Source organism: Acinetobacter junii, assembly GCF_018336855.1.
In the GTDB taxonomy this organism is placed as follows: domain Bacteria; phylum Pseudomonadota; class Gammaproteobacteria; order Pseudomonadales; family Moraxellaceae; genus Acinetobacter; species Acinetobacter junii.
The window spans coordinates 2,071,243-2,092,405 of record NZ_CP059558.1; the positions used below are offsets into that span (position 1 = coordinate 2,071,243).

24 protein-coding genes are annotated in these 21,163 nt (G+C 37.0%); 15 read left to right on the forward strand and 9 right to left on the reverse strand.

The window, feature by feature from the left end; translation table 11 throughout:
- The first annotated feature begins 159 nt into the window (after positions 1–159).
- From eat to H2677_RS09745, 6 genes are all read left to right on the forward strand, one after another.
- Positions 160–1,608 carry an ethanolamine permease gene (eat, locus tag H2677_RS09725; RefSeq protein WP_212638413.1) on the forward strand — a complete coding sequence of 483 codons (1,449 nt, stop codon included), beginning with the start codon at positions 160–162 and terminating at the stop codon, positions 1,606–1,608.
- A 4-nt stretch (positions 1,609–1,612) separates the two neighbouring features.
- Positions 1,613–2,998 (forward strand): ethanolamine ammonia-lyase subunit EutB, encoded by a 1,386-nt coding sequence (locus H2677_RS09730; RefSeq protein WP_212638414.1) that lies wholly within the window; start codon positions 1,613–1,615, stop codon positions 2,996–2,998.
- Positions 2,999–3,008: 10 nt separating this feature from the next.
- Entirely contained in the window at positions 3,009–3,824 is an 816-nt protein-coding gene (gene eutC / locus H2677_RS09735) for an ethanolamine ammonia-lyase subunit EutC (RefSeq protein ID WP_212638415.1), read from the forward strand.
- A gap of 30 nt (positions 3,825–3,854) precedes the next feature.
- Positions 3,855–4,127 (forward strand): GNAT family N-acetyltransferase, encoded by a 273-nt coding sequence (locus H2677_RS16135; RefSeq protein WP_268919027.1) that lies wholly within the window; start codon positions 3,855–3,857, stop codon positions 4,125–4,127.
- Entirely contained in the window at positions 4,114–4,404 is a 291-nt protein-coding gene (locus H2677_RS16140) for a GNAT family N-acetyltransferase (RefSeq protein ID WP_268919028.1), read from the forward strand. Before H2677_RS16135 ends, H2677_RS16140 begins: the two co-directional genes overlap by 14 nt.
- Positions 4,405–4,470: 66 nt before the next feature.
- Positions 4,471–5,181 carry a glutamine amidotransferase gene (locus H2677_RS09745; RefSeq protein WP_212638416.1) on the forward strand — a complete coding sequence of 237 codons (711 nt, stop codon included), beginning with the start codon at positions 4,471–4,473 and terminating at the stop codon, positions 5,179–5,181.
- 390 nt (positions 5,182–5,571) lie between these two features.
- Here the strand turns inward: H2677_RS09745 and H2677_RS09750 are convergent, their stop codons facing one another.
- Positions 5,572–7,296 carry a glutamine--tRNA ligase/YqeY domain fusion protein gene (locus H2677_RS09750; protein WP_212638417.1) on the reverse strand — a complete coding sequence of 575 codons (1,725 nt, stop codon included), beginning with the start codon at positions 7,294–7,296 and terminating at the stop codon, positions 5,572–5,574.
- Positions 7,297–7,465: 169 nt separating this feature from the next.
- Between H2677_RS09750 and H2677_RS09755 the strand changes: the two genes are divergently transcribed.
- The 3 genes from H2677_RS09755 to H2677_RS09765 all read left to right on the forward strand — a co-directional run bounded on the left by H2677_RS09755 (position 7,466) and on the right by H2677_RS09765 (position 9,509).
- Entirely contained in the window at positions 7,466–7,975 is a 510-nt protein-coding gene (locus tag H2677_RS09755) for a peptidylprolyl isomerase (RefSeq protein WP_004638567.1), read from the forward strand.
- Between the two features lie 21 nt (positions 7,976–7,996).
- Entirely contained in the window at positions 7,997–8,713 is a 717-nt protein-coding gene (locus H2677_RS09760) for a UDP-2,3-diacylglucosamine diphosphatase (RefSeq protein WP_212638418.1), read from the forward strand.
- 142 nt (positions 8,714–8,855) lie between these two features.
- Positions 8,856–9,509 (forward strand): oxygen-insensitive NAD(P)H-dependent nitroreductase NfsB, encoded by a 654-nt coding sequence (locus H2677_RS09765; RefSeq protein WP_004955032.1) that lies wholly within the window; start codon positions 8,856–8,858, stop codon positions 9,507–9,509.
- A gap of 27 nt (positions 9,510–9,536) precedes the next feature.
- Here the strand turns inward: H2677_RS09765 and H2677_RS09770 are convergent, their stop codons facing one another.
- The 5 genes from H2677_RS09770 to tsaE form a co-directional block, all read right to left on the reverse strand.
- Positions 9,537–10,397 (reverse strand): DMT family transporter, encoded by an 861-nt coding sequence (locus H2677_RS09770; RefSeq protein ID WP_212638419.1) that lies wholly within the window; start codon positions 10,395–10,397, stop codon positions 9,537–9,539.
- 79 nt (positions 10,398–10,476) lie between these two features.
- On the reverse strand, positions 10,477–10,989 hold the full coding sequence (hfq, locus tag H2677_RS09775; protein WP_087544291.1) for an RNA chaperone Hfq: 513 nt from the start codon (positions 10,987–10,989) through the stop codon (positions 10,477–10,479).
- A gap of 91 nt (positions 10,990–11,080) precedes the next feature.
- The gene (gene miaA / locus H2677_RS09780; RefSeq protein WP_005402373.1) at positions 11,081–12,025 is read right to left on the reverse strand and encodes a tRNA (adenosine(37)-N6)-dimethylallyltransferase MiaA; all 945 of its coding nucleotides are present in this window, start codon (positions 12,023–12,025) and stop codon (positions 11,081–11,083) included.
- 6 nt (positions 12,026–12,031) lie between these two features.
- A complete protein-coding gene (gene mutL / locus H2677_RS09785; RefSeq protein WP_212638420.1) occupies positions 12,032–14,005 on the reverse strand; it encodes a DNA mismatch repair endonuclease MutL in 1,974 nt (657 codons plus the stop codon).
- Positions 13,995–14,471, reverse strand: a complete 477-nt coding sequence (tsaE, locus tag H2677_RS09790) for a tRNA (adenosine(37)-N6)-threonylcarbamoyltransferase complex ATPase subunit type 1 TsaE (protein ID WP_212638421.1) — start codon at positions 14,469–14,471, stop codon at positions 13,995–13,997. The genes mutL and tsaE overlap by 11 nt, the downstream gene beginning before the upstream one ends.
- Positions 14,472–14,592: 121 nt before the next feature.
- Here tsaE and H2677_RS09795 point away from each other — a divergent pair, with 121 nt between their 5' ends.
- The 4 genes from H2677_RS09795 (at position 14,593) to H2677_RS09810 (ending at position 16,773) form a co-directional block, all read left to right on the forward strand.
- Positions 14,593–14,880 (forward strand): hypothetical protein, encoded by a 288-nt coding sequence (locus H2677_RS09795; protein WP_125318191.1) that lies wholly within the window; start codon positions 14,593–14,595, stop codon positions 14,878–14,880.
- Between the two features lie 20 nt (positions 14,881–14,900).
- Positions 14,901–15,815 (forward strand): pseudouridine synthase, encoded by a 915-nt coding sequence (locus tag H2677_RS09800; protein WP_212638422.1) that lies wholly within the window; start codon positions 14,901–14,903, stop codon positions 15,813–15,815.
- A 110-nt stretch (positions 15,816–15,925) separates the two neighbouring features.
- Entirely contained in the window at positions 15,926–16,234 is a 309-nt protein-coding gene (locus tag H2677_RS09805; protein ID WP_004955067.1) for a type II toxin-antitoxin system RelB/DinJ family antitoxin, read from the forward strand.
- A 95-nt stretch (positions 16,235–16,329) separates the two neighbouring features.
- Positions 16,330–16,773, forward strand: a complete 444-nt coding sequence (locus H2677_RS09810) for a GNAT family N-acetyltransferase (RefSeq protein ID WP_004912141.1) — start codon at positions 16,330–16,332, stop codon at positions 16,771–16,773.
- Here the strand turns inward: H2677_RS09810 and H2677_RS09815 are convergent, their stop codons facing one another.
- On the reverse strand, positions 16,774–17,487 hold the full coding sequence (locus H2677_RS09815; protein ID WP_129263249.1) for a pseudouridine synthase: 714 nt from the start codon (positions 17,485–17,487) through the stop codon (positions 16,774–16,776). It abuts the gene before it with no gap.
- A 247-nt stretch (positions 17,488–17,734) separates the two neighbouring features.
- Here H2677_RS09815 and H2677_RS09820 point away from each other — a divergent pair, with 247 nt between their 5' ends.
- Positions 17,735–18,235, forward strand: a complete 501-nt coding sequence (locus H2677_RS09820) for a hypothetical protein (RefSeq protein ID WP_004955072.1) — start codon at positions 17,735–17,737, stop codon at positions 18,233–18,235.
- Positions 18,236–18,362: 127 nt separating this feature from the next.
- A complete protein-coding gene (locus H2677_RS09825; protein WP_212638423.1) occupies positions 18,363–19,364 on the forward strand; it encodes an LLM class flavin-dependent oxidoreductase in 1,002 nt (333 codons plus the stop codon).
- A 39-nt stretch (positions 19,365–19,403) separates the two neighbouring features.
- Here H2677_RS09825 and H2677_RS09830 read toward each other — a convergent pair whose 3' ends face one another.
- Both H2677_RS09830 and ppsR read right to left on the reverse strand, forming a co-directional pair.
- Positions 19,404–20,120: a hypothetical protein gene (locus H2677_RS09830; protein WP_212638424.1), complete on the reverse strand. Its 717-nt coding sequence runs from the start codon at positions 20,118–20,120 to the stop codon at positions 19,404–19,406.
- A gap of 70 nt (positions 20,121–20,190) precedes the next feature.
- Positions 20,191–21,027, reverse strand: coding sequence for a posphoenolpyruvate synthetase regulatory kinase/phosphorylase PpsR (gene ppsR, locus H2677_RS09835; protein ID WP_004912152.1), 837 nt, complete (start codon positions 21,025–21,027; stop codon positions 20,191–20,193).
- Positions 21,028–21,163 lie beyond the last annotated feature (136 nt).

Here is a 21,163-nt window from a genome sequence, read left to right on the forward strand (position 1 = left end):
AAAACAAATAAATTCAGTGCATAAAAAATAGTCATAAATTTATAAAAACCCCAAATATTTTACCAAATGGAATAAAAAACACTCTTCTAACCCATCTAACGACATTTTAGGCATCAGTTTTGCACCTCATAAGATGAATAAATCTTATTGGAGTGTTTTATGAATCACTCAAAATCTCCCTCATTTACTGCAAATGATACGTCTATTAGCTCAGATGAATACTTTTCACAACGCCAACTTAAACAAGGATCTGTTGGTTGGATATTATTGATTGGACTCGGTGTAGCTTATGTCATTTCAGGGGATTTCGCTGGTTGGAATTTTGGACTCGCTCAAGGTGGTTGGGGCGGAATGTTTATTGCCACCATTTTAGTTGCGATTATGTATTTGTGCTTATGCCTATCAATGTCAGAAATGTCGACTATGATGCCAACTGCAGGTGGCGGATATAGTTTTGCACGTTTAGCATTTGGACCTTTCGGCGGATACCTGACAGGCACAGCGATATTGATTGAATATGCAATCGCTCCTGCTGCAATTGCTGTGTTTATTGGCGCTTATTGTGAATCATTATTTGGTATCAATGGGTGGATGATTTATCTAGCCTGTTATCTCATTTTTATGGGGATTCATTTAAAAGGTGCTGGTGAAGCGCTAAGCATTATTTTTGCAATCACTTCGATTGCAGTTCTAGCATTGATTGTTTTTATTGCAGCAATGCTGCCACATTTCCAATTTTCTAATCTTTTTAAAATATCTACAACTTCAGCAGCAGGCGCAAACGCCTTTTTACCGCATGGGTATATAGGCATATGGGCAGCAGTACCTTTTGCCATCTGGTTTTTTCTCGCCGTTGAAGGTGTCCCTCTAGCAGCTGAGGAAGCAAAAAAACCTCAGAAATCTCTCCCTCGTGGATTAATTGGTGCAATGTTGATCCTGACGACTTTCGCATTACTGATTTTGATCTTAGGTGTTGGTGCCGCAGGTGCAGATACATTAAAAAATTCTGGAGCCCCTTTAGTTGATGCACTCATTACTGTGTATGGCAAAGATTCTTGGTTAGCAACTTTTGTTAATTTCGTTGGTTTAGCTGGACTGATTGCAAGCTTCTTTTCCATTATTTATGCTTATTCTCGCCAAATTTTTGCATTATCACGCGCTGGTTATCTTCCTACATCCTTATCATTGACCAATAAAAACAAATCACCTTATTTGGCAATTATTATCCCAGGTATCATCGGTTTTTTCCTGTCATTGACCAAACAAGGTGATGCACTGATTTTAATCGCTGTGTTTGGTGCAACCATTTCTTATGTACTGATTCTACTTTCACATATCAAATTGCGATTTTCAAAACCTGATATGCCTCGCCCATACAAAACACCGGGTGGCATTCTCACCTCTTCTGTAGCACTCATTTTAGCAATTGCTGCAGTCATTGCTGGCTTTGTCGTAAATCCAGAGGTTTGGTTTATTGCAGCAACAATTTATGCCGTTTTTATCGCATACTTTTTACTTTATAGCCGTTATCATCTTATTAAAGGCACACCAGAAGAAGAATTTGCAAATATAAAATCAGCCGAACAAAGACTCAAAGAAGAAGGATAAAAATATGAGCTACCGAATGATGATCAATAATCATCAATATCATTTTCATGATCTCAAGACATTGATGGCTAAAGCGACACCACAACGTTCAGGAGATGAATTGGCAGGCATTGCTGCAGAAGATGCTACTGAACGTGTTGCGGCACAAATGGCTCTAGCCGAGTTGCCCTTAAAAGTATTTCTAAATGAGGTTGTAGTTGATTATGAAGCAGATGAAGTCACCCGTTTGATTATTGATGAACACAATCTGGAAGCATTTTCGCCTATTTCTCATTACACCGTAGGTGATTTTCGCAACTGGCTCTTAAGTGAACAAGCGACAACAGAAACATTAAGAAAATTATCTTCAGGTTTGACCCCTGAAATGGTTGCAGCGGTGAGCAAGATCATGCGTAATCAAGATCTTATTTATGTTGCAAGTAAATGTGAGGTGATTACTCAATTTAGAAATACAATTGGTCTGAAAGGACATCTATCAACACGTTTGCAACCTAATCATCCCACTGATGATCTTTTAGGAATATCTGCAAGTATTTTGGATGGATTGATGTATGGTAACGGTGATGCAGTAATTGGAATTAATCCTGCTACCGACAACTTGCACAATCTTGCTGAACTTTTAAAACTTTTAGATCACATCATTCAAGAATATAAAATCCCGACTCAATCCTGTGTACTTACACATATTAGCTCTGGCATCCAACTTGCCGAGAAAAATGTACCAATTGATCTAATGTTTCAATCAATTGCAGGAACACAAAAAGCAAATGAGGGTTTTGGAATATCACTTGATTTACTGCAAGAAGGATACGAAGCAACGCTGGCGTTAAAGCGTGGCACATTGGGTAACAATGTCATGTATTTTGAAACTGGACAAGGTAGTGCTTTGTCCAGTAATGCTCATCATGGAGTTGATCAACAAACTTTAGAAACTCGTGCCTATGCTATCGCACGTAAATTCAATCCCCTATTGGTCAATACCGTAGTGGGTTTTATAGGTCCAGAATATCTGTTTAATGGAAAACAAATCATTCGTGCTGGTTTAGAAGATCACTTTTGTGGAAAACTTCTAGGTTTACCGATGGGTTGTGATATTTGCTATACCAATCATGCCGATGCAGATCAAAATGATATGGATGTCTTACTCACCCTATTCGGTACAGCTGGTCTTAATTTCATTATGGGGATTCCTGGTTCAGATGACGTCATGCTCAACTATCAAACAACATCTTTTCATGACGCACTGTATCTAAGACAACTGCTGGGCTTAAAACCAGCACCGGAGTTTGCAGTGTGGTTAGAACAACAAGGGATTTTCAAGCAACAAAATGCACAAATCTGTTGGTCTGATCATATGCCCGATCAATTCTCACGATTATTGATGAACTAGGAGCATAATTATGAAACTTCAAGTTGATCATCAATTTCCCTCTCCTACACACCAAGATCAGTGGGAAAAGCTAAAACAATTTACCGATGCTCGCATTGCCTTAGGTCGTGTTGGTTGTAGTATTCCGACCAAAGCTTTCTTAGAATTCCAACTTGCTCATGCTCAAGCTCGGGATGCTGTCTATCAATCACTAGATGTAACTCACTTAACTGAGCAATTGAATAAACACAATTTGGAAGCAGTTCATGTACAAAGTAATGCACATGACAAAGAAACCTATTTGAAAAGACCAGATCTAGGTCGACAACTTTCCAACAGCTCACAGCAATATCTACAACAGCAGTACAATCAAAACCAATTGAATTATGATCTGTGTATCTTTGTTGGTGATGGGCTATCAGCTCGAGCTATAGAAACTAATGCGATCCCATTTATTCTGAGTCTTACTCAAGAAATTACTGATCAATCTTGGCAGCTTGCACCTATTATCATTGCTACAGGCAGTCGGGTCGCTTTAGGAGATCAAGTAGCAGAAATTTTTCAAGCACAAATGTTGGTGATATTAATTGGAGAACGTCCAGGATTAAGTTCACCAGATAGCATGGGAATTTACTATACCTTAAATGCTTCAAAAGGCTCTGTTGATGCGAACCGCAATTGTATTTCAAATATACGTCCTGATGGATTAAGTATTCAAATTGCAACACAACGTCTTGTAAATCTGATGAAAAAATCAAAGCAACTTGGGTTTTCTGGTGTCAATCTAAAAGATGATCATCAAATAGCTGAAATTCAACAATCCAGCCAAACAAAATTAATTTTCTAATTCATTTGCTAAATCGAGATTATCCCATCAATGCCATTTCCAATACTGTCGAGTGAAAGACTTCTATTACGTGAAATTGTAATGGATGATGCACCTCAGCTGCTTGATATTTATAAAAATAAGGAAGCAATGCGTTGGTTCGGTACAGATCCAATTCAAACCCTATCTGAAGCGCAAAAATATATTGAGATCTTCAGAGATTGGAGAACTCAACCAAATCCTGCTACGCGCTGGGGTATTCAAAGAAAAGATAATAATCAGTTGATCGGAACATGTGGTTTATTTAAATGTGAGCCCAACTGAAAAAAAATGTAGGATCGGTTACGAACTACTTCCTGAGGTTTGGGCTAAAGGCTATATGACTGAAGCGTTAACACTCATTATTCCTTGGGGATTTTCAAATATGCAATTAAATCGAATTGAAGCTTTTATTCATCCAAAAAATATTGCATCTCTACGTTTAGTCGAAAAATTAAACTTTCAATATGAAGGTTGTCTTAGAGAAGGTGGTTATTGGTCACATCAGTTTCATGATTTGCTACAATACAGCTTACTGCGTTCCGATTGGTGTACCAGTTAATATTACAAGCTCAGCTTGTTGAATAAAAAATTCAATCAAAATTAATAAAAGAGTTTAATCAAATTTATGAATCTTCAAACTTCATTTCCAAAGACAATTTATGCAATTCAACATCTTGCGTTTGAAGACCTCGGCTCTCTTGAAGATGTATTCTATCAATTAGGTTTTAGAGTAAGGTATTTTGAGGCTGGTGTAGATGATCTAACTCAAGCACTAAACTATGAAGGATTAACGATTATCCTTGGTGGTCCAATTGGCGTATATGAATCAGAAGATTACCCATTTTTAATTCATGAAATCGAAGGACTAAAACAACGCTTAAAAGACAACAAACCTACTATAGGGATTTGTTTAGGCGCGCAATTGATTGCTTATGCTCTAGGTGCAAAAGTTTATGCTGGTCATACTAAAGAGATCGGTTGGGATAAATTAAAAATAAATCAGAAAGAGAATAATCTTTTAAGTCCTCTTGAAAATATTCATGTTTTACATTGGCATGGAGATACTTTTGATTTGCCAGACGAAGCTACGCTACTCGCAAGCTCTGAACTTTACCCAAATCAAGCATTCCAAATTGGCAAGAATATTTTGGGATTACAATTTCATATCGAAATTAATAAAGATAATTTCGAACGATGGTTAATCGGTCATACTTGTGAAATAAGACAAACCGGCGTTTCGATTTCACAACTAAGAACAGATAATCAATTATATGCTGATAAGTTAGAACAAAGTTGCTCTATGGTTATTCAGCAATATTTATCTCAAATTTGCTAAATCATGATTACGTTGTGTATTGATTAGATATTAATTTTATCTAACAAATAAGAACTATTATTAATATTAACAATTTAATACACGTAATTATTTAATTCTCATGACAACGATTATTGAAAAATAATTGGTTAGAGTTACAATGATAATTGAAATGTATATTAAAAATTACATTTTTGTCTTATTTTTGTTGTGGTATAGAAATGAACATCCTAAAATTTATTAAAAGCTTTCATACAGTTAACACCTACCTAGCACTTGCTGTGTTTTTATTAGTAACTTTAATAGTTTACTTTTACCACATAAATCCAGGAAATTAAGATTGATTGATATTTTAAGATAGACAACTATCTAGGATATAAAAAAAGGGGGATATTCCCCCTTTTTGCTGTCTTATTTCTTATCGACTTTAAAACTATCTTTCAAATCAAGAATGCGGTTGAATACAGGTTTATCAGCACTATGATCATGCTGATCTGCAACAAAATACCCTTCTCGTTCAAATTGGAAACGATCTTCAGGCTTTGCTTGAGCTAAAGCAGGTTCAATCACAGCTTGCACAACTTTTAATGATTCAGGATTAAGATTTGCCAAGAAGTCATCATCTGCATCAGGTGCCGCTTCAGTAAACAAACGATCATAGATTCGAACTTCAGCAGGTACGCCTTTAGTTGCTGATACCCAATGAATAACCCCCTTAACTTTACGCCCCTCAGGGTTTTTACCTAAAGTCTCAGGATCAATTGAACATTTAAGTTCAACAACTTCACCATTCGCATCCTTAATCACTTCATCACATTTGATCACATAAGCATGACGTAAGCGTACTTCACCATCAGGAATTAAACGTTTAAAACCTTTAGGTGGGACTTCTTCAAAATCCTTACGATCAATATAGATTTCACGAGTTAAAGGGATAATTCGCTCACCCATATCTACGTTTGGATGACGGGCATGCGTTAGATCTAACTCTTCAGCTAAATTCGTCAGAGTCACTTTAAGTGGATTTAGTACGGCCATTCCACGTGCTGCGGTATTTTCTAATGACTGACGAATACAGAATTCAAGCATTGCTACATCAACAATACCATCCGTTTTAGACACACCTACACGTTTACAGAAATCACGTAAACCTTCTGGAGTAAAACCACGACGACGCATACCAACAACAGTAGGCATACGTGGGTCGTCCCACCCATTCACATAACCACCCTCAACCAATTTACGTAGTTTACGTTTAGAGGTGATCGTATAATCCACATTTAGACGTGAAGACTCATACTGACGAGGAACTGCATCAGAGTGAACTTTTTCAACAATCCAGTCATAGAATGGACGATGATCCTGGAACTCTAATGTACATAAAGAATGTGTAATCCCTTCGATAGCATCAGATAATGGATGAGCATAGTCATACATTGGATAAATTTTCCATTTACCCCCTGTTTGATGATGTTCTGAATGTAATACACGGTAAAGGATCGGATCACGCATGTGAACATTTGGGCTAGCCATATCAATTTTGGCACGTAAAACAGCACCACCCTCCTGAATTTCACCGTTACGCATTTGTTCAAAACGCGCTAAGTTTTCTTCTATGGTCGCATCACGATAAGGTGAGTTCTTGCCTGGCTCTACAAAGTTACCGCGATTAAGTCTAATTTCTTCAGGCGTTTGCAGATCGACATAAGCATCACCCTGTTTAATGAGCTGAACCGCCCATGTATAAAGTTGATCAAAATAGCCAGAAGCATAGCGAGGTTCACCATTCCAGTCGAAACCTAGCCATTTCACATCATTGGCGATACCATCTACATACTCTTGATCTTCGGCATCAGGATTTGTATCGTCAAAACGCAGATTACATAAGCCGTCAAATTCCTCGGCAATACCGAAATTTAGACAAATCGCTTTCACGTGACCAATGTGTAAATAACCATTTGGTTCAGGTGGAAAACGTGTCACAACTTTCTGAGTACGACCTTCTTTTAAATCATCAGTGATTACTTGGCGAACGAAATCTAAGCCTGCCTGTTGTTCTTGCTGCGCAGCATCGACAGAGGCATGAGTATTCGTCGGGGTCTTTGGCAGTTCTGAAACAACATCATTTGGCTTCATAAGGTGTAAATCACTTCTTGCTTGTTAAAAAATAGAAAATTAAAACGCAAACTTTGGTTTTTATCAAAGATTTTAACGTTTTTTACTTGCCTTGTAGTTTACAGTTTGCTTATGCTTCTCTCAACCAAAAACCCATGGTCAATTTGCCCATGTTTAGGAGATTAATGTAATGAGTTTTCCTCAAGTCGAATTAAACACCAACAAAGGTCGTATTGTTCTTGAGCTTAACGCTGAAAAAGCACCAAAAACGGTTGCAAATTTCTTAGAATATGTACGTGACGGTTTCTATGACGGCGTAATTTTCCACCGTGTGATTGATGGTTTCATGATCCAAGGCGGTGGCATGGACGAAAACTTCAAAGAAAAAGCTACTCGTGATTCTATCGAAAATGAAGCTGACAACGGCTTAAGCAACGATGAAGGCACAATTGCTATGGCGCGTACGCAAGCTCCTCATTCTGCGTCAGCTCAATTCTTTATCAACGTAAAAAATAACTCTTTCTTAAACCACACTGGTAAAACAGCACAAGGTTGGGGTTATGCAGTATTTGGTAAAGTTGTTGAAGGTATGGATGTTGTAGCTGCAATTAAAGGTGTCCGTACTGGTAACCGTGGTTACCATGCTGATGTTCCTTTAGAGAATGTAGTTATCGAATCTGCTAAAATTATCTCTGAATAATTTTATCCAACAGGATTCTTTGTGACTTATCTGTTTATTTCAGATTTACACTTGTCACCTGATCACCCTCGACTCGTTCGAGGGTTTTTGGCTTTATTAAAAGAATATAAAAATAAAAACACTCAACTCTATATTTTAGGTGATTGGTTTAATGCTTGGATTGGTGATGATTATAGTGCCCCATGGCTAGATGAAATTATTACAGCCTTACAAGAATTCACAGCTGCGAATAATCATGTTTATTTCCAAGTTGGAAATCGAGATTTTGTTTTGGGTAAGAAGTTTTTAGCACTATTTAATGCTACGCTTTTACCTGATATTTATATTCTAGAAATTAATCATAGGAAGTTTCGCCTCGAACATGGCGATGCTTTATGTACCGATGATGTTGCTTATCAACGTTTTCGCAAAGTGATACGTAATCCAATCTTATTGGGCATTCTAAAGAGCACACCTTTAAATTTTAGACAAAAACTTGCCAATGGTTTTCGTAAAAAAAGTAGTGAAACTAAACAACTAAAAAGTTATGACATTATGGATGTGAATCTGCATGCCGTTGAAAATGCAATTCATCAAGTAGATTTCTTAATCCACGGTCATACCCATCGCCCTGAAATTCACGAAGTTATTAATAAAAAGCGTATTGTCCTTGGTGATTGGCGTGAAGATACGGCTTGGATACTTGAGATAAATGAGCAAGAAAACTTTAAGCTCGATTTCAAAAAATGGTCATATTAATCGAGTAAATACGTAGAATTTTTTTGACTAACTTATTCACCGTTCGTAAAACTTAAATCTCTATAAAAAATCACATTTAGCTACTTTCGATGTAATTAATATCAAGTAAAATCATTAAAATTTCTAATTGAGTGAAAGACGGATGGATGTTCTAGTTACTGCCAAAACACGCTATGCAACAAAGGCATATGATGCAGAGAAAAAAATTCCACAACAACAATTTGAAAAACTACTCGAAGTTCTGCGTTTCAGCCCTTCTTCAGTAAACATTCAACCTTGGCACTTTTTAATTGCTGAAACCGATGAGGCGAAACAAAGAATTGCGAAAGCCCTGACTGGTAATTATATTTATAATTCAGCAAAAGTTTTAAATTCTTCGCATACTCTTGTATTTTGTACTCGTACAGATATCAGCGCTGAATACTTAGAACAATTACTACAACAAGATGAACTAAATGGTCGCTTCAAAGATGAAACCGCAAAACAAGGTCAACGAGATACTCGTAAAGGCTATGTTGAGTTTTATCGCAATGAACTCAAAAATCTATCTGCTTGGATGGAGAATCAAACTTATCTTGCCCTTGGGCAACTACTATTCGCTGCAGGATTAGAAGGAATTGATGCAACCCCAATGGAAGGCTTTGATCGAGATACTATCAATCAAGAATTTGGATTAGCTGAAAAAGGTTTAAAGGCATCCGTTGTTGTTTCTCTAGGTTATCGTAGTGAAAATGACTTTAATGCAAAATTGCCTAAATCTCGACTGCCAGATCAAGTAGTATTCACTCGCTTGTAATTTTTATTTAAGGGAGTCAAAGCTCCCTTAATTCATCATTGATTTAGCTAAACACAGCATCGCAAGTATTCCAGCAAATAAACCAATCCATGTGTAAGTAGTTAGTTTTTCTTTAAACAACACTACGCCACTAACTACACCTAACATGACGACAAGAATATTCATTCCAGCAAATACGATTGCAGGTGACTCTTTAAAAATCATATGTGCTTTTACATACAAGGCAATATTCGCGAAATTTACCCCACCAAGAAGTAGACCCATAAATATATTTTTAGGTTGCCAATTTGGTTGCGCAAATGCGAGATAGCCTATTGATAAAATAAATGCAGCTATAAATGTTAAATTTAATGTCACTGCAAACTGCAGTCCTAAAGTACTGCTATATTTAAGCAATACATCAATTGCAGCATATCCAGCCCAAACACTTAACAGGAAAAGCGCTGATCTAACACTGGTGCCTTTAAGCGATTTCTCAGTCGCCTGTCCAAGAACAATAGCGAAGACTGCGATTATTCCAACACCGACACCAATTAATTTTAACTGGCTAAATTGTTCTGAAAATATAAAGTAGGCCGCAAGTAAAGAAAGTACAACTGATAATCTTTGGGCTATTTCAGTTTTAAGAATTCCAGCAAATTGCAATGATTTAGCTAAGCATAAAAAAATGCTAGGGAGTAAAATAGCTAAAAGAAAAATAAGCCACCAAGGAGTATTCTGAATTGAGATATGCGTGATGTCAGTTTTAAACCAATAAAAACACAAGATGCTTGCACTCAAATAATTCCATGCGATCATTTGAAAGACATCAAACCCTTTTGTCTTTAAAAACTTTAATAAAATCGATACTAGTACACTGCAACACGCAGCAGCAATAATCATTTCCATAATATTTATTCTGACTTTTTAAACACAAAAAAATGCCAGTCTGAAATTAGACTGGCATTTTCTTAACGATCATTATCAATTAACGATTATTTTCGTCTTCTTGACCATCTTCGAATTTAGTTTCGCTGTCGAAGCCACCTTGATGACCACCGAAGCCACCTTGGCTACCAAAGCCGCCTTGACCACCAAAGCCACCTTGACCACCGAAGCCACCTTGACCACCGAAGCCACCTTGACCGCCGAAGCCGCCACCTTGACCACCGAAGCCACCTTGACCGCCGAAGCCGCCACCTTGACCACCGAAGCCACCAGCAGCACCTTGACCACCGAAGCCACCTGTAGCACCTTGAGCTGGGAAGCCACCAGTACCTTGAGCACCAGCTGGACGAGGGTTACGCGCAGGAACAACTGTAGAAATAGCGTGTTTGTAAACCATTTGGCTTACAGTGTTCTTTAACAAAACAACATATTGGTCAAAAGACTCAATATGCCCCTGCAATTTAATACCGTTCACAAGGAAAATAGAAACTGGAATACGTTCTTTACGGAGAGAATTTAAGAACGGATCTTGTAAAGTTTGACCTTTAGACATTTTTAACTCCAAAAAAATTTTAAATCAGCGCAAAAAAACTATCTTTATTTTTCAACTAAAAATTATAAAAAGACAGCCTGCGAATTTTGCTTTATCCAAAGAAGTTTCGCAAGTCTTCTTTCGCCTGCTTTATCGTCACGTAAGTTTTAAAATCGTGTATTTCTTGCAAAGAACGTAACCAAGTGTATTGACGTTTGGCAAGTTGCCGTGTCGCAAATAGCGCTTTGTTCTCCATTTCTACTTTATTTTTGAGACTTAAGTCACTTTTTAATAAAAAATCTAAAGCTTGACGATAACCAACAGACCGCATGGATGGTAAATTGTCATTTAAATCGTATTTAACAATTAGCTCCTCCACTTCATTCAAAAAACCAATATCCCACATTTTGCTCAATCTTTGCTCAATGCGTTTATGTAATTCTAACCGATCAGGCATCAAAGCGTAGTTATGAAAAGTGTAACGGTATGGTTGATTTTTAGGTTGTTCTGCTTGTAGTTTTGTTATCGGCTCGCCAGTTAATCTATACACCTCGAGCGCACGAATAATGCGTTGTTTATCCGAGACTTTAAATTTCTGCCCTGCAATTGGATCAACCTCTACTAATTCATCATAAACTGCTTGCCAGCCTTCTTGTTCCGCTTTTGCTACGATTTCTTCCCGCGTTTTAGCATCTGCATTAGGTAAGTTATCTGCAAGCCCTTCTAGCAATGCTTTGAAATAAAGCATCGTACCCCCCACTAAAATCGGGGTCTTGCCTCTCGTGTGCATATCATCAATCAGCGGACATACATCCTCGACGAATTGCGCTGCAGAATAAACTTCTAATGGTGTAATAATATCAATCAAATGATGAGGATATTGTTCCTGCTCTTCTTTAGTTGGTTTTGCAGTACCAATATCCATGTCTTTATAAACTAAAGCTGAATCGACTGAAATTAGTTCAAAATTTCCACGCTCATAAAGTTCACATGCCAATGCTGTTTTACCACTTGCGGTAGGCCCCATTAAATTGATGACGGGCAATTGATTTGACATGTAGAACTACTCTCCTCGAGCAAATAATTTATCTAGTTGGTGAAGTGGAAATGCACGCCACGTTGGACGGCCATGGTTGCATTGACTGGCAAATTCAGTTTGTTCCATTTGACGTAATAAGGCATTCATCTCAGATAAACTCAATTGGCGATGTGCACGAACAGCACCATGACATGCCATTCCTGCTAAAAGTTCATCACGTTTTTGCAATAAGCCTCTAGCTTCATCATTTGGATCAAGATCATTTAACAGCTCTGGAATCAGACGATCAAAATCAGCTTTTTGTAAAATGGCAGGTACACCACGTACAATCACTTGCTCATCACCATATTGATTAATTTCCAAACCCAAACGCTGTAATTGAGGTTGTAATTCTTCAATTCGCACGGCTTGCATACGGGTGATAGAAACAACTTTTGGAATTAAGAGTTGCTGTGATGTCCAAAATTCAGGTTTATCCCATGCTGATTTCATTTGTTGCAGCAAAATACGTTCATGCGCGGCATGCATATCAACAATAATTAAGCCCTCAGTATTCTGAGCTAATATATAGATTCCATGAAGCTGTGCAATTGCGATACCGAGTGGAAATTCGTCTACTCGACTTTTAAATCCCTCTAGATCACCATTTTTCACAGATGAAGTTTCTTCTTGCTCAAATGATGTTTTCTCATCTCGTAAAGGAGCGAGATAAGTTTTTAGTGCGTTATTGAGTTGAAATGAACCATTGTATCGCGGCTCTTGCGATGCTGAATTATATTGCACAGCCTGTGGACGACTTTGATTAAACTCTGTGAGTAAATCGGTTGAAATCTGATTTTGCTCATTTATTGAGGATTCAGTTTCAACATGATTACGATGTAAATTAAATTGTTCTTGGTACTTAGGTTGCGATTGATAATTAAAATTTGTTGTGGATTCCTCCACTTTCATCGCTTGGGCTAAATCAGCACTTGCAGTTTGAAATTGTGACAAAGTTTCTTTTGCATAGTGTCGCACAAACTCATGAACTTCACGCTGATTCAAAAAACGTATTTCATGCTTCGTTGGATGTACATTTACATCAATATTTTCTGGATCAACTTCCAAAAAAAGTAAGTACGAAGAATGCTGATGACCATGCAGAATTCCATCATAAGCCATTCTTAAAGCATGTGAAATTGTTTTATCTTTTACAATACGACCATTTACATACACATATTGCAAGTCTGCTTGAGCACGTGCATCAGATGGATGACCCAACCAACCTGACAAACGCATATTGATACTTTCAGCATCTATCCAATACGCATTTTGAATGAATTGTTGACCTAATAGTTGTTGAACACGTTGATAGCGTAACTCTCCACTATCTGCGACGGGTAAATTCAGGCGAATATTGTCGTTGTGTTCTAAAACAAAACGAATATCAAAATGAGTCAGAGCCAAACGGCGAACTATTTCTTCAATATGACCAAATTCCGTACTTGGTTTCTTTAAAAACTTACGGCGCGCAGGTACATTAAAAAATAAATCTTGCACACGAATATGTGTTCCTTTCTGTGCAGCGACAGCTTGAACTTGTTGATGATCAAACGCAGTACCATTCACTTCAACCTGATAGCCAATTCCTTGATCATCTTGACTACTGGTTAATGTTAAACGTGACACCGCAGCAATCGATGCAAGCGCTTCCCCACGAAAACCTAAACTGACAATTGCATGAAGATCTTCAGAAGTTTTAATTTTACTCGTAGCATGGCGCATTACAGCCAAAGGTAAATCATCTGAATGAATACCATGACCATTATCTATGATTTCTATCAGTGTTGAGCCACCTTGAGCTACGCGAATAATCAACTCAGTCGCACCAGCATCAATTGAGTTTTCTAATAATTCTTTTACTACAGATGAAGGACGCTCAATTACCTCACCTGCCGCAATTTGGTTCGCTAGTGCGGCATCAAGAGTATGAATACGACGTATTGAATCATGCACCATGCAATTGTTCCTGCAAAGTATCGGCTAGCTGCTGTGAATTTACATTCAATGTCACAAAACGAGTTAACTCATCATCTGATTTTTGTATATCAATAACAACATCAGCCTGTGGAATTTCATCGCCACCTTTTGATGGCCATTCAAATAAAAATAACCCATTTGGTGTTTCAAGATAATCTCTAATACCCATTAACTCTAATTCATATGGATCATCTAATCGGTATAAATCAAAATGGAAAACTTCTTGACCATTGATGGTATAAGGCTCAACCAATGTATATGTCGGACTTTTTACAGAACCTTGATGCCCCAAACTCTGAAGAAAATAGCGTGTGAAAGTCGTTTTACCAGCACCTAGATCACCAATCAAATAAATAATGCCTGAACGAATCTGCTGAGATAAGACTTGTGCAAAACGTTGAGTGTCTTGTTCATGATTTAGGGTAAATTTCACTGAATACGACATGGCAAATAAAACAAAATTGGGATGGTAGCTATGATAACATTGCCCTGCTTTAAAGCCTAATCCGTAAAGAAAAGCTGCTACATTTTAATGCAATTATGATCTCAAAAATTAAAGGATCAATATGTCTTCTGAAGCTTTATTAATTGACTGTGCATGCCACGGTCAAAACTATGCTGCTGTCATATGCGGGCATTTAGTTCAAAATCATGAACATCCATTAGGATTTATTGAAAACGTTTCAGATCGAACCAATCCTCAAGGTTGGTGCTTAGCATGTGAATATGTTTTTACACAAGAACAAGAAATGACTGATGTATTTCGTAATTTCAACCAAATGGCAGTAGTGTGTATTGAATGCTATGACAGCATTAAAAATAAACACAATATCTACCCACATCCTTCAGTTTAAATTACCTACTTTAATATCTTATGATGAAAGCAGCAAAATCACTATTTACTCCTCCGTTAATAAATGGTGTTAGTGCCAGTAAAGTCTTTCTACCCAATGATGTATCTGAATTGACTATTTTTGAATACTTATGTGTTCAATTCCCTCATATACAAGCAATAGAGTGGCAACAACGCTTTGAGGATGGATTAATTTATGCCTCAGACGGTATGAAATTAAGTATCCAGGATAGATATACGCCCAATACTTTTATTTTCTATTATCGTTTTCTGGCGCATGAAATACATGTGCCATTTGAGCATCAAATTCTATTTGAAGATGAACATTTGCTTGTCGTAGATAAACCACATTTCCTGACGATGTCTCCAACAGGTCAATACGTTCAAGAAACATTATTGGTAAGACTAAAAAAACAAACGGGATATGCTGAACTAACACCAATACATCGACTTGATCGTGAAACTGCAGGCATAGTGCTTTTCTGTAAGAAAGCAGAATCACGTGGAATCTATCAGCAACTTTTTGCCGAACGAAAAGTACAAAAAACTTACCATGCTATCGCTGCATATCGACCAGAAATCAAATTTCCAATGTCTTTGGAATTACACATGGAAAAAGGTCATCCCTTCTATACCATGCGAGTGAACTATGACAAAACAGCAAATACTGAAACATTTATAGAATTACTTGAACACAATTTCCAACATGCTAAATATCAACTTTCACCCAAAACTGGAAAACAACACCAACTTCGGGTGCATCTCAACCATCTAAATATTCCTATTCTAAATGATCCTTTTTATCCAACCGTACTACATAAAGCAGACGATGACTTTAATCATCCACTTCAACTGTTAGCAAAAGAAATTAGTTTTATTGATCCGATCAGTAATTTACAAAGAATGTTTAGATCCAACAATGAATTGACATTGTAAGTATGACGTAATGACAAAAAAAGCATTATTTCAACTCAAAACGATTGAAATTAGCTTTTGATCGTTTAAAATACCTAGCGATAATTAAAAAATATTTGGTCATATTTTTCATGAGAAAAACAGAAGTTTATCAGGTTCGTCTTGATTCACAGGAAAAGAAACAAGCTTTTGCTGTTTTTAAGCAGTTAGGTATCTCCCCTGCTCAAGCAGTTCGACTTTTCTTCAAACAAGTAGTTTTGACAAAATCTATCCCGTTTGCGATTGAAAACCAAAACATCAACATGGAGCAGTTACTGAAATTAAGAAAATCAAAAAATGCTACGACCGCTGATCATTCAACATCTACAGACTTAGAAGATGACCATGAAGATTTGTTTGAAGAACTAAATGCTTTGCTTGGTGAAAGTGACAAAAGTTAACAATGTTGCATTTTTAAACAAGTTTTTAATTTTTAAGCTGAATCTTTTTAGATATTCTGACAATCCAAATAAAATTATAACTCAAGGATTTAGGAATGATTGTCAAGAGAGCAACACGCGAAGACCTAGAACAACTTGCTGTTTTATTTGATGAATATCGTCAATTTTATGGTGCCTCTGCAAACATTAAGCAATCCTACCAATTTTTGAAGCACCGATTTGACAATAAGGAAAGTGTTATCTTTATTCACGTAAAAGATAATGTCTTTACAGGATTTGTCTTACTTTATCTTGCGTTCTCATCAGTTGCTTGTGAAACCTACTATATTTTGGATGATGTCTATGTAACCCCATCCTACCGTAAACAAGGTTCGGCAAAACAACTCATCGACACCGCTATTTTATTTGCAAGACACGAAAATGCTTTACGCATTAGTTTAGAAACTCAAAAAAATAATATTGAATCTCATCGACTTTATGAGCAAATGGGTTTTATGCGTGATGATGAGTTCAACACCTTTCATTGCTTCCTCAAATAATTACTTTTCCAGTGCAATATTATGACTAAGCTGTTTTTGTGTAGAAGATAAATACAGCCACTCACCCTCTGGAATTTTTGGCAATTCAAATAAACCAACTTGATGACGATGTAAATCTTCCACCTTATTCCCAACTGCAGCTAACATTCGCTTAACTTGATGATAGACGCCTTGGTGAATCGTCATAGAAAGCTGATGTTCAGAAAATAAATGAACATCCGTAGCAGCGTAAATTCCTTTTTCATTTCTCAGCTCAACACCTTGTTCCAAAGCCTGTTTTTGCTCTTGTGTAATAGGGTCTGCTGTTGTGACATGATAAACTTTTGGAACATGTTTACGCGGATTGGTCAAAGCTTGTAAATATTGACCATCATCAGTTAATAGTAATAATCCTGTTGTATCCTGATCTAACCGCCCAACACATTGAATACCACGATGTAGAAGAATTTCGGGAAATAAACTGAATACGCTTTTATGATGCGTTGCTTGGTGAGAACACTCATAACCTTTAGGTTTATTTAACACGATATAAACATTCTCGCGAAATAAATACTCTTCGCCAAAAACTTCAAAACTTAAATGTTCTGTTGGGAAATTTTGCTTCGGATTATCACAAATTTGGTTTTTAATTGTCACTGAACCATTTTTGATAATTTGTTGACAGTATTTTCGAGAACCAAACCCTTGCGATTGCAAAATTTTTTCCAACAACATCTTTTAAATCCAATCAAAAACTCCGTTTATTGTACTCTATTCCTTGACCATACTGCTGTATGTTGAAATGTATGTATATCCAATATAGGCAATCTTCACAATTTCTCCATTTGTAATACAAGCAATACAAAACCCTTCTAAAAGAATCAAACTCTGAGGCTTGCACTCCATATTTTGGCTCAAAATTCTTGTTACATTTGTTTCAAGCAAAAAATATTGTCCCAAAAAATGGACAAGGAGTTTCGATATGAAATCTAAAATTTGGTTATACAGTACTATTATTGCAACCTCATCTATGCTGTCTGTTGCTCATGCGGATAATTCAACTCGTGTTGCCGCGACTTCAGCACTGGGTAGTGTTGTTGGAACTGCAATCGGTCAACAACTCGGTGGCAATACTGGAGCTATGATTGGTTCAGCGATTGGTGGTGCAGGTGGTGCAGCCGCATCAAGTAATAAACGCGATCGAACTGAAGCTGCTATTGGTGGAGGATTAGGTGGTGTCGGTGGTTATACTGTAGGACGTAATGTTGCAGGAACAAATGGCGGTTATGTAGGTGCTGCTCTAGGTGCTGCTGGTGGTGCTGTTTTAGGTCAAAAAGTAGGTCAAGATCGTGATCTAGACAATCGAAGATATGATGACCGCTATGAAAATCGTCGCTCATACGATGATAGACGTTATTATAACTCTCGTTACAAATACCGTCACGACAATGGTTTACACCGTGGTTGGTACAAAAATCGTTGATTTTAAATAGTTAATATAAGCACCTTCGGGTGCTTTTTTTATTATTGAGGTAATATATCGAACAATTCCGATATACATCAAAAACAATATATCGTATTATTTCGATATATTGTTTTAGGTTATTTCGATGAAATCATTACAAGAGATAAAGTTTTCAGTTTTGGAGCTGGCACCTGTTCGCGAAGATAAAAGTATTGAGTTTTCACTTCACCATGCACTTGAACTCGCACAACATGTAGAGCAACTAAATTATGAACGTTTTTGGCTAGCTGAGCACCATAATATGGATGGTATCGCAAGTTCCGCTACCGCTGTTCTTTTAGGTTTTATCGCCGCACACACGCAACATATTCGTTTAGGCTCTGGTGGCATTATGCTGCCTAATCATGCACCACTCGTTGTGGCTGAACAGTTTGGTACCCTAGCAACACTTTACCCCAATCGATTTGATTTAGGCTTAGGTCGTGCGCCTGGCACAGATCCTTTGACTATGCGAGCACTTCGACGTGGTCGCCAAGAGACTGAAGACCAATTCCCTCAGGATGTATTAGAAATACTGCAATATTTCAAAGCGCCTCAACCCAATCAAAAAATTATTGCCACGCCTGGACAAAATACTCATGTACCCGTTTGGCTATTGGGTTCTAGTCTGTTTAGTGCTCAGTTAGCAGCGAAACTTGGGCTTCCTTATTCTTTTGCATCACATTTTGCTCCACGCATGCTAGGACAAGCTATTCAACTTTATCGCGACAATTTCCAAGCTTCTGAATATCTTGATCAACCGTATGTATCAATGGGTATTCCAACTGTTGTTGCATCTACGGATGAGGAGGCTCAATATTTAGCAACTAGTTCTTATCAACGTATTTTAAACTTGATTCGTGGTAATAGTTTAAAACTTAAACCTCCTGTTAAATCGACTGAAGGTCTTGCAAGTAGCGCTGAACAACTAGCTATACAAAACTTTTATGCGATGGCTCAAATTGGTTCGAAAGATACTGTTCTAGCGGGCCTAAGTAAAATTATCCAACAATATGATGTTGATGAGTTTATTTTCACGTGTGATATATACGATACCCAAAAACGTTTAGACAACTTTAGCCTACTGATGGAAATTAAACACAGTTAAGTACTCTAAATTATGAAGTAAGTATGACTTAGAAAATACTTACTTCACTGTACCCAAATATTGATAAGCTGCATCTTTTTTGACATATCTTAAATACTTATTTAGTGGTTTGAAATTTTGGTTTAATAAAAGAATATCTATGGTACTCAAATCTTTACTGATACGAATATATTCAGGTGTGTCACTGCTGCCCATATGATGATTACAATCATAATCAACTGTAATTTGATCCGAAAACGATTTATTGGTTTGAAAAATCTTTGTAACCTCCAACTTCCCTGATGCTAATAATTTAAAGCCTTGAATAGCATAGGTTCCAAAACAACTGCTTCCTTTATAATAACTCTCAATCAAATAAATTGGCTGTTTGTTCAACAAACTTTGTTTAACATCCAAAATGAAACCAGTCTCAAGGGGAGTAACTACATTCTTTCCGTAAATAAGTGTTTGTGAATAAGAAGAAAACTCCCCCATTGTTCCTCCTCCACCGATATCGAAGGTATAAAATTTTATTTTTTTGTCAGGAGAATAGTGTGTTCTCAAATTATAGTGATCTTGAAATGCAGGAAAAGAGTAACTAAAGCTTGTTATATCGTTTTGAATTTTAGCCACTATCTCAGTCTCTATTGACTGATTCACATCATAAAAAGATTTGTCTTTATAATTTTTAACTACCCTACTTTCAAACTGGGCTAAGGTCTCGGCATGAATGATTGAGCTAAATATTAATACAATAAAAATGAAGATGTTTTTCATTTTATTTGTCCGTTTTTCTTATTAGAAATTTGAGTATAGATTTTTTATCTATACTCAATAAACATTCATCTTATCCAATACGACGTTTTAAACCCGTCATCTGTAAAACACGCGTTGAAATTTCCTCAATCGACATTTCAGTCACATTTAAGTATTTAATCCCTTCAGAAATATAAATACCTTCGATCGCACGCAACTCCATTTGGCATTGACTAAAACTCGAATAACGACTATTCGCTTTACGTTCATTGCGAATCGCAACCAAACGCTCAGCATCGATCATTAAGCCAAACAATTTATTCTTATGTTCTTTGAGAATTTTAGGCAAACGATTGTCATCCAAATCTTCTTCTGTGAGAGGATAATTCGCAACACGAATACCAAATTGCAGAGAAAGGTAAATAGAAGTCGGTGTTTTTCCTGAACGCGATACTCCGATCAAAATAATATCAGCTTTATCATAATGTCGAGTTCTTGCACCATCATCATTGTCTAGCGCAAAGTGAACTGCATCAATACGAGCCTTATAATACTCAGAATCCGTTACTGCATGTGTTTGACCAACTAAAGTTGTTGGTGGTGTCCCAAGCTCATCAGATAATTTACTGATTAAGCCTTCAAAAACATCCAAATTTACAGCTTTTGCTGTGTTGATGATTTCACGAACATGTGGATCAACCAAAGTGTCAAAAACAAGGGGCAAAGAACCGTCTCTATTTTGACAAGCATTGATCTCAGCAACAACGTTCATCGCAGCTTCTTCAGTGGTGATATAAGGCATAATATGAATGTCAAAATCAACGTTCGGAAATTGAGCAAGTAGTGAATGCCCAAGGGTTTCAGCCGTAATCGCTGTACCGTCTGAAATAAAATATACGCTCCGTTTAATTTCTTTACTTACGGGCATCAAAATTCTCCTTAAACATTTGTCTTAGTGCTCTATAATCTTTATAGTAAACTCATCTAACATGACTGTCGCTTAGTAAAACGGTTAATCTAGGCACTTTCGTATAATTTCATACCAATGATGGTCATTCATACTG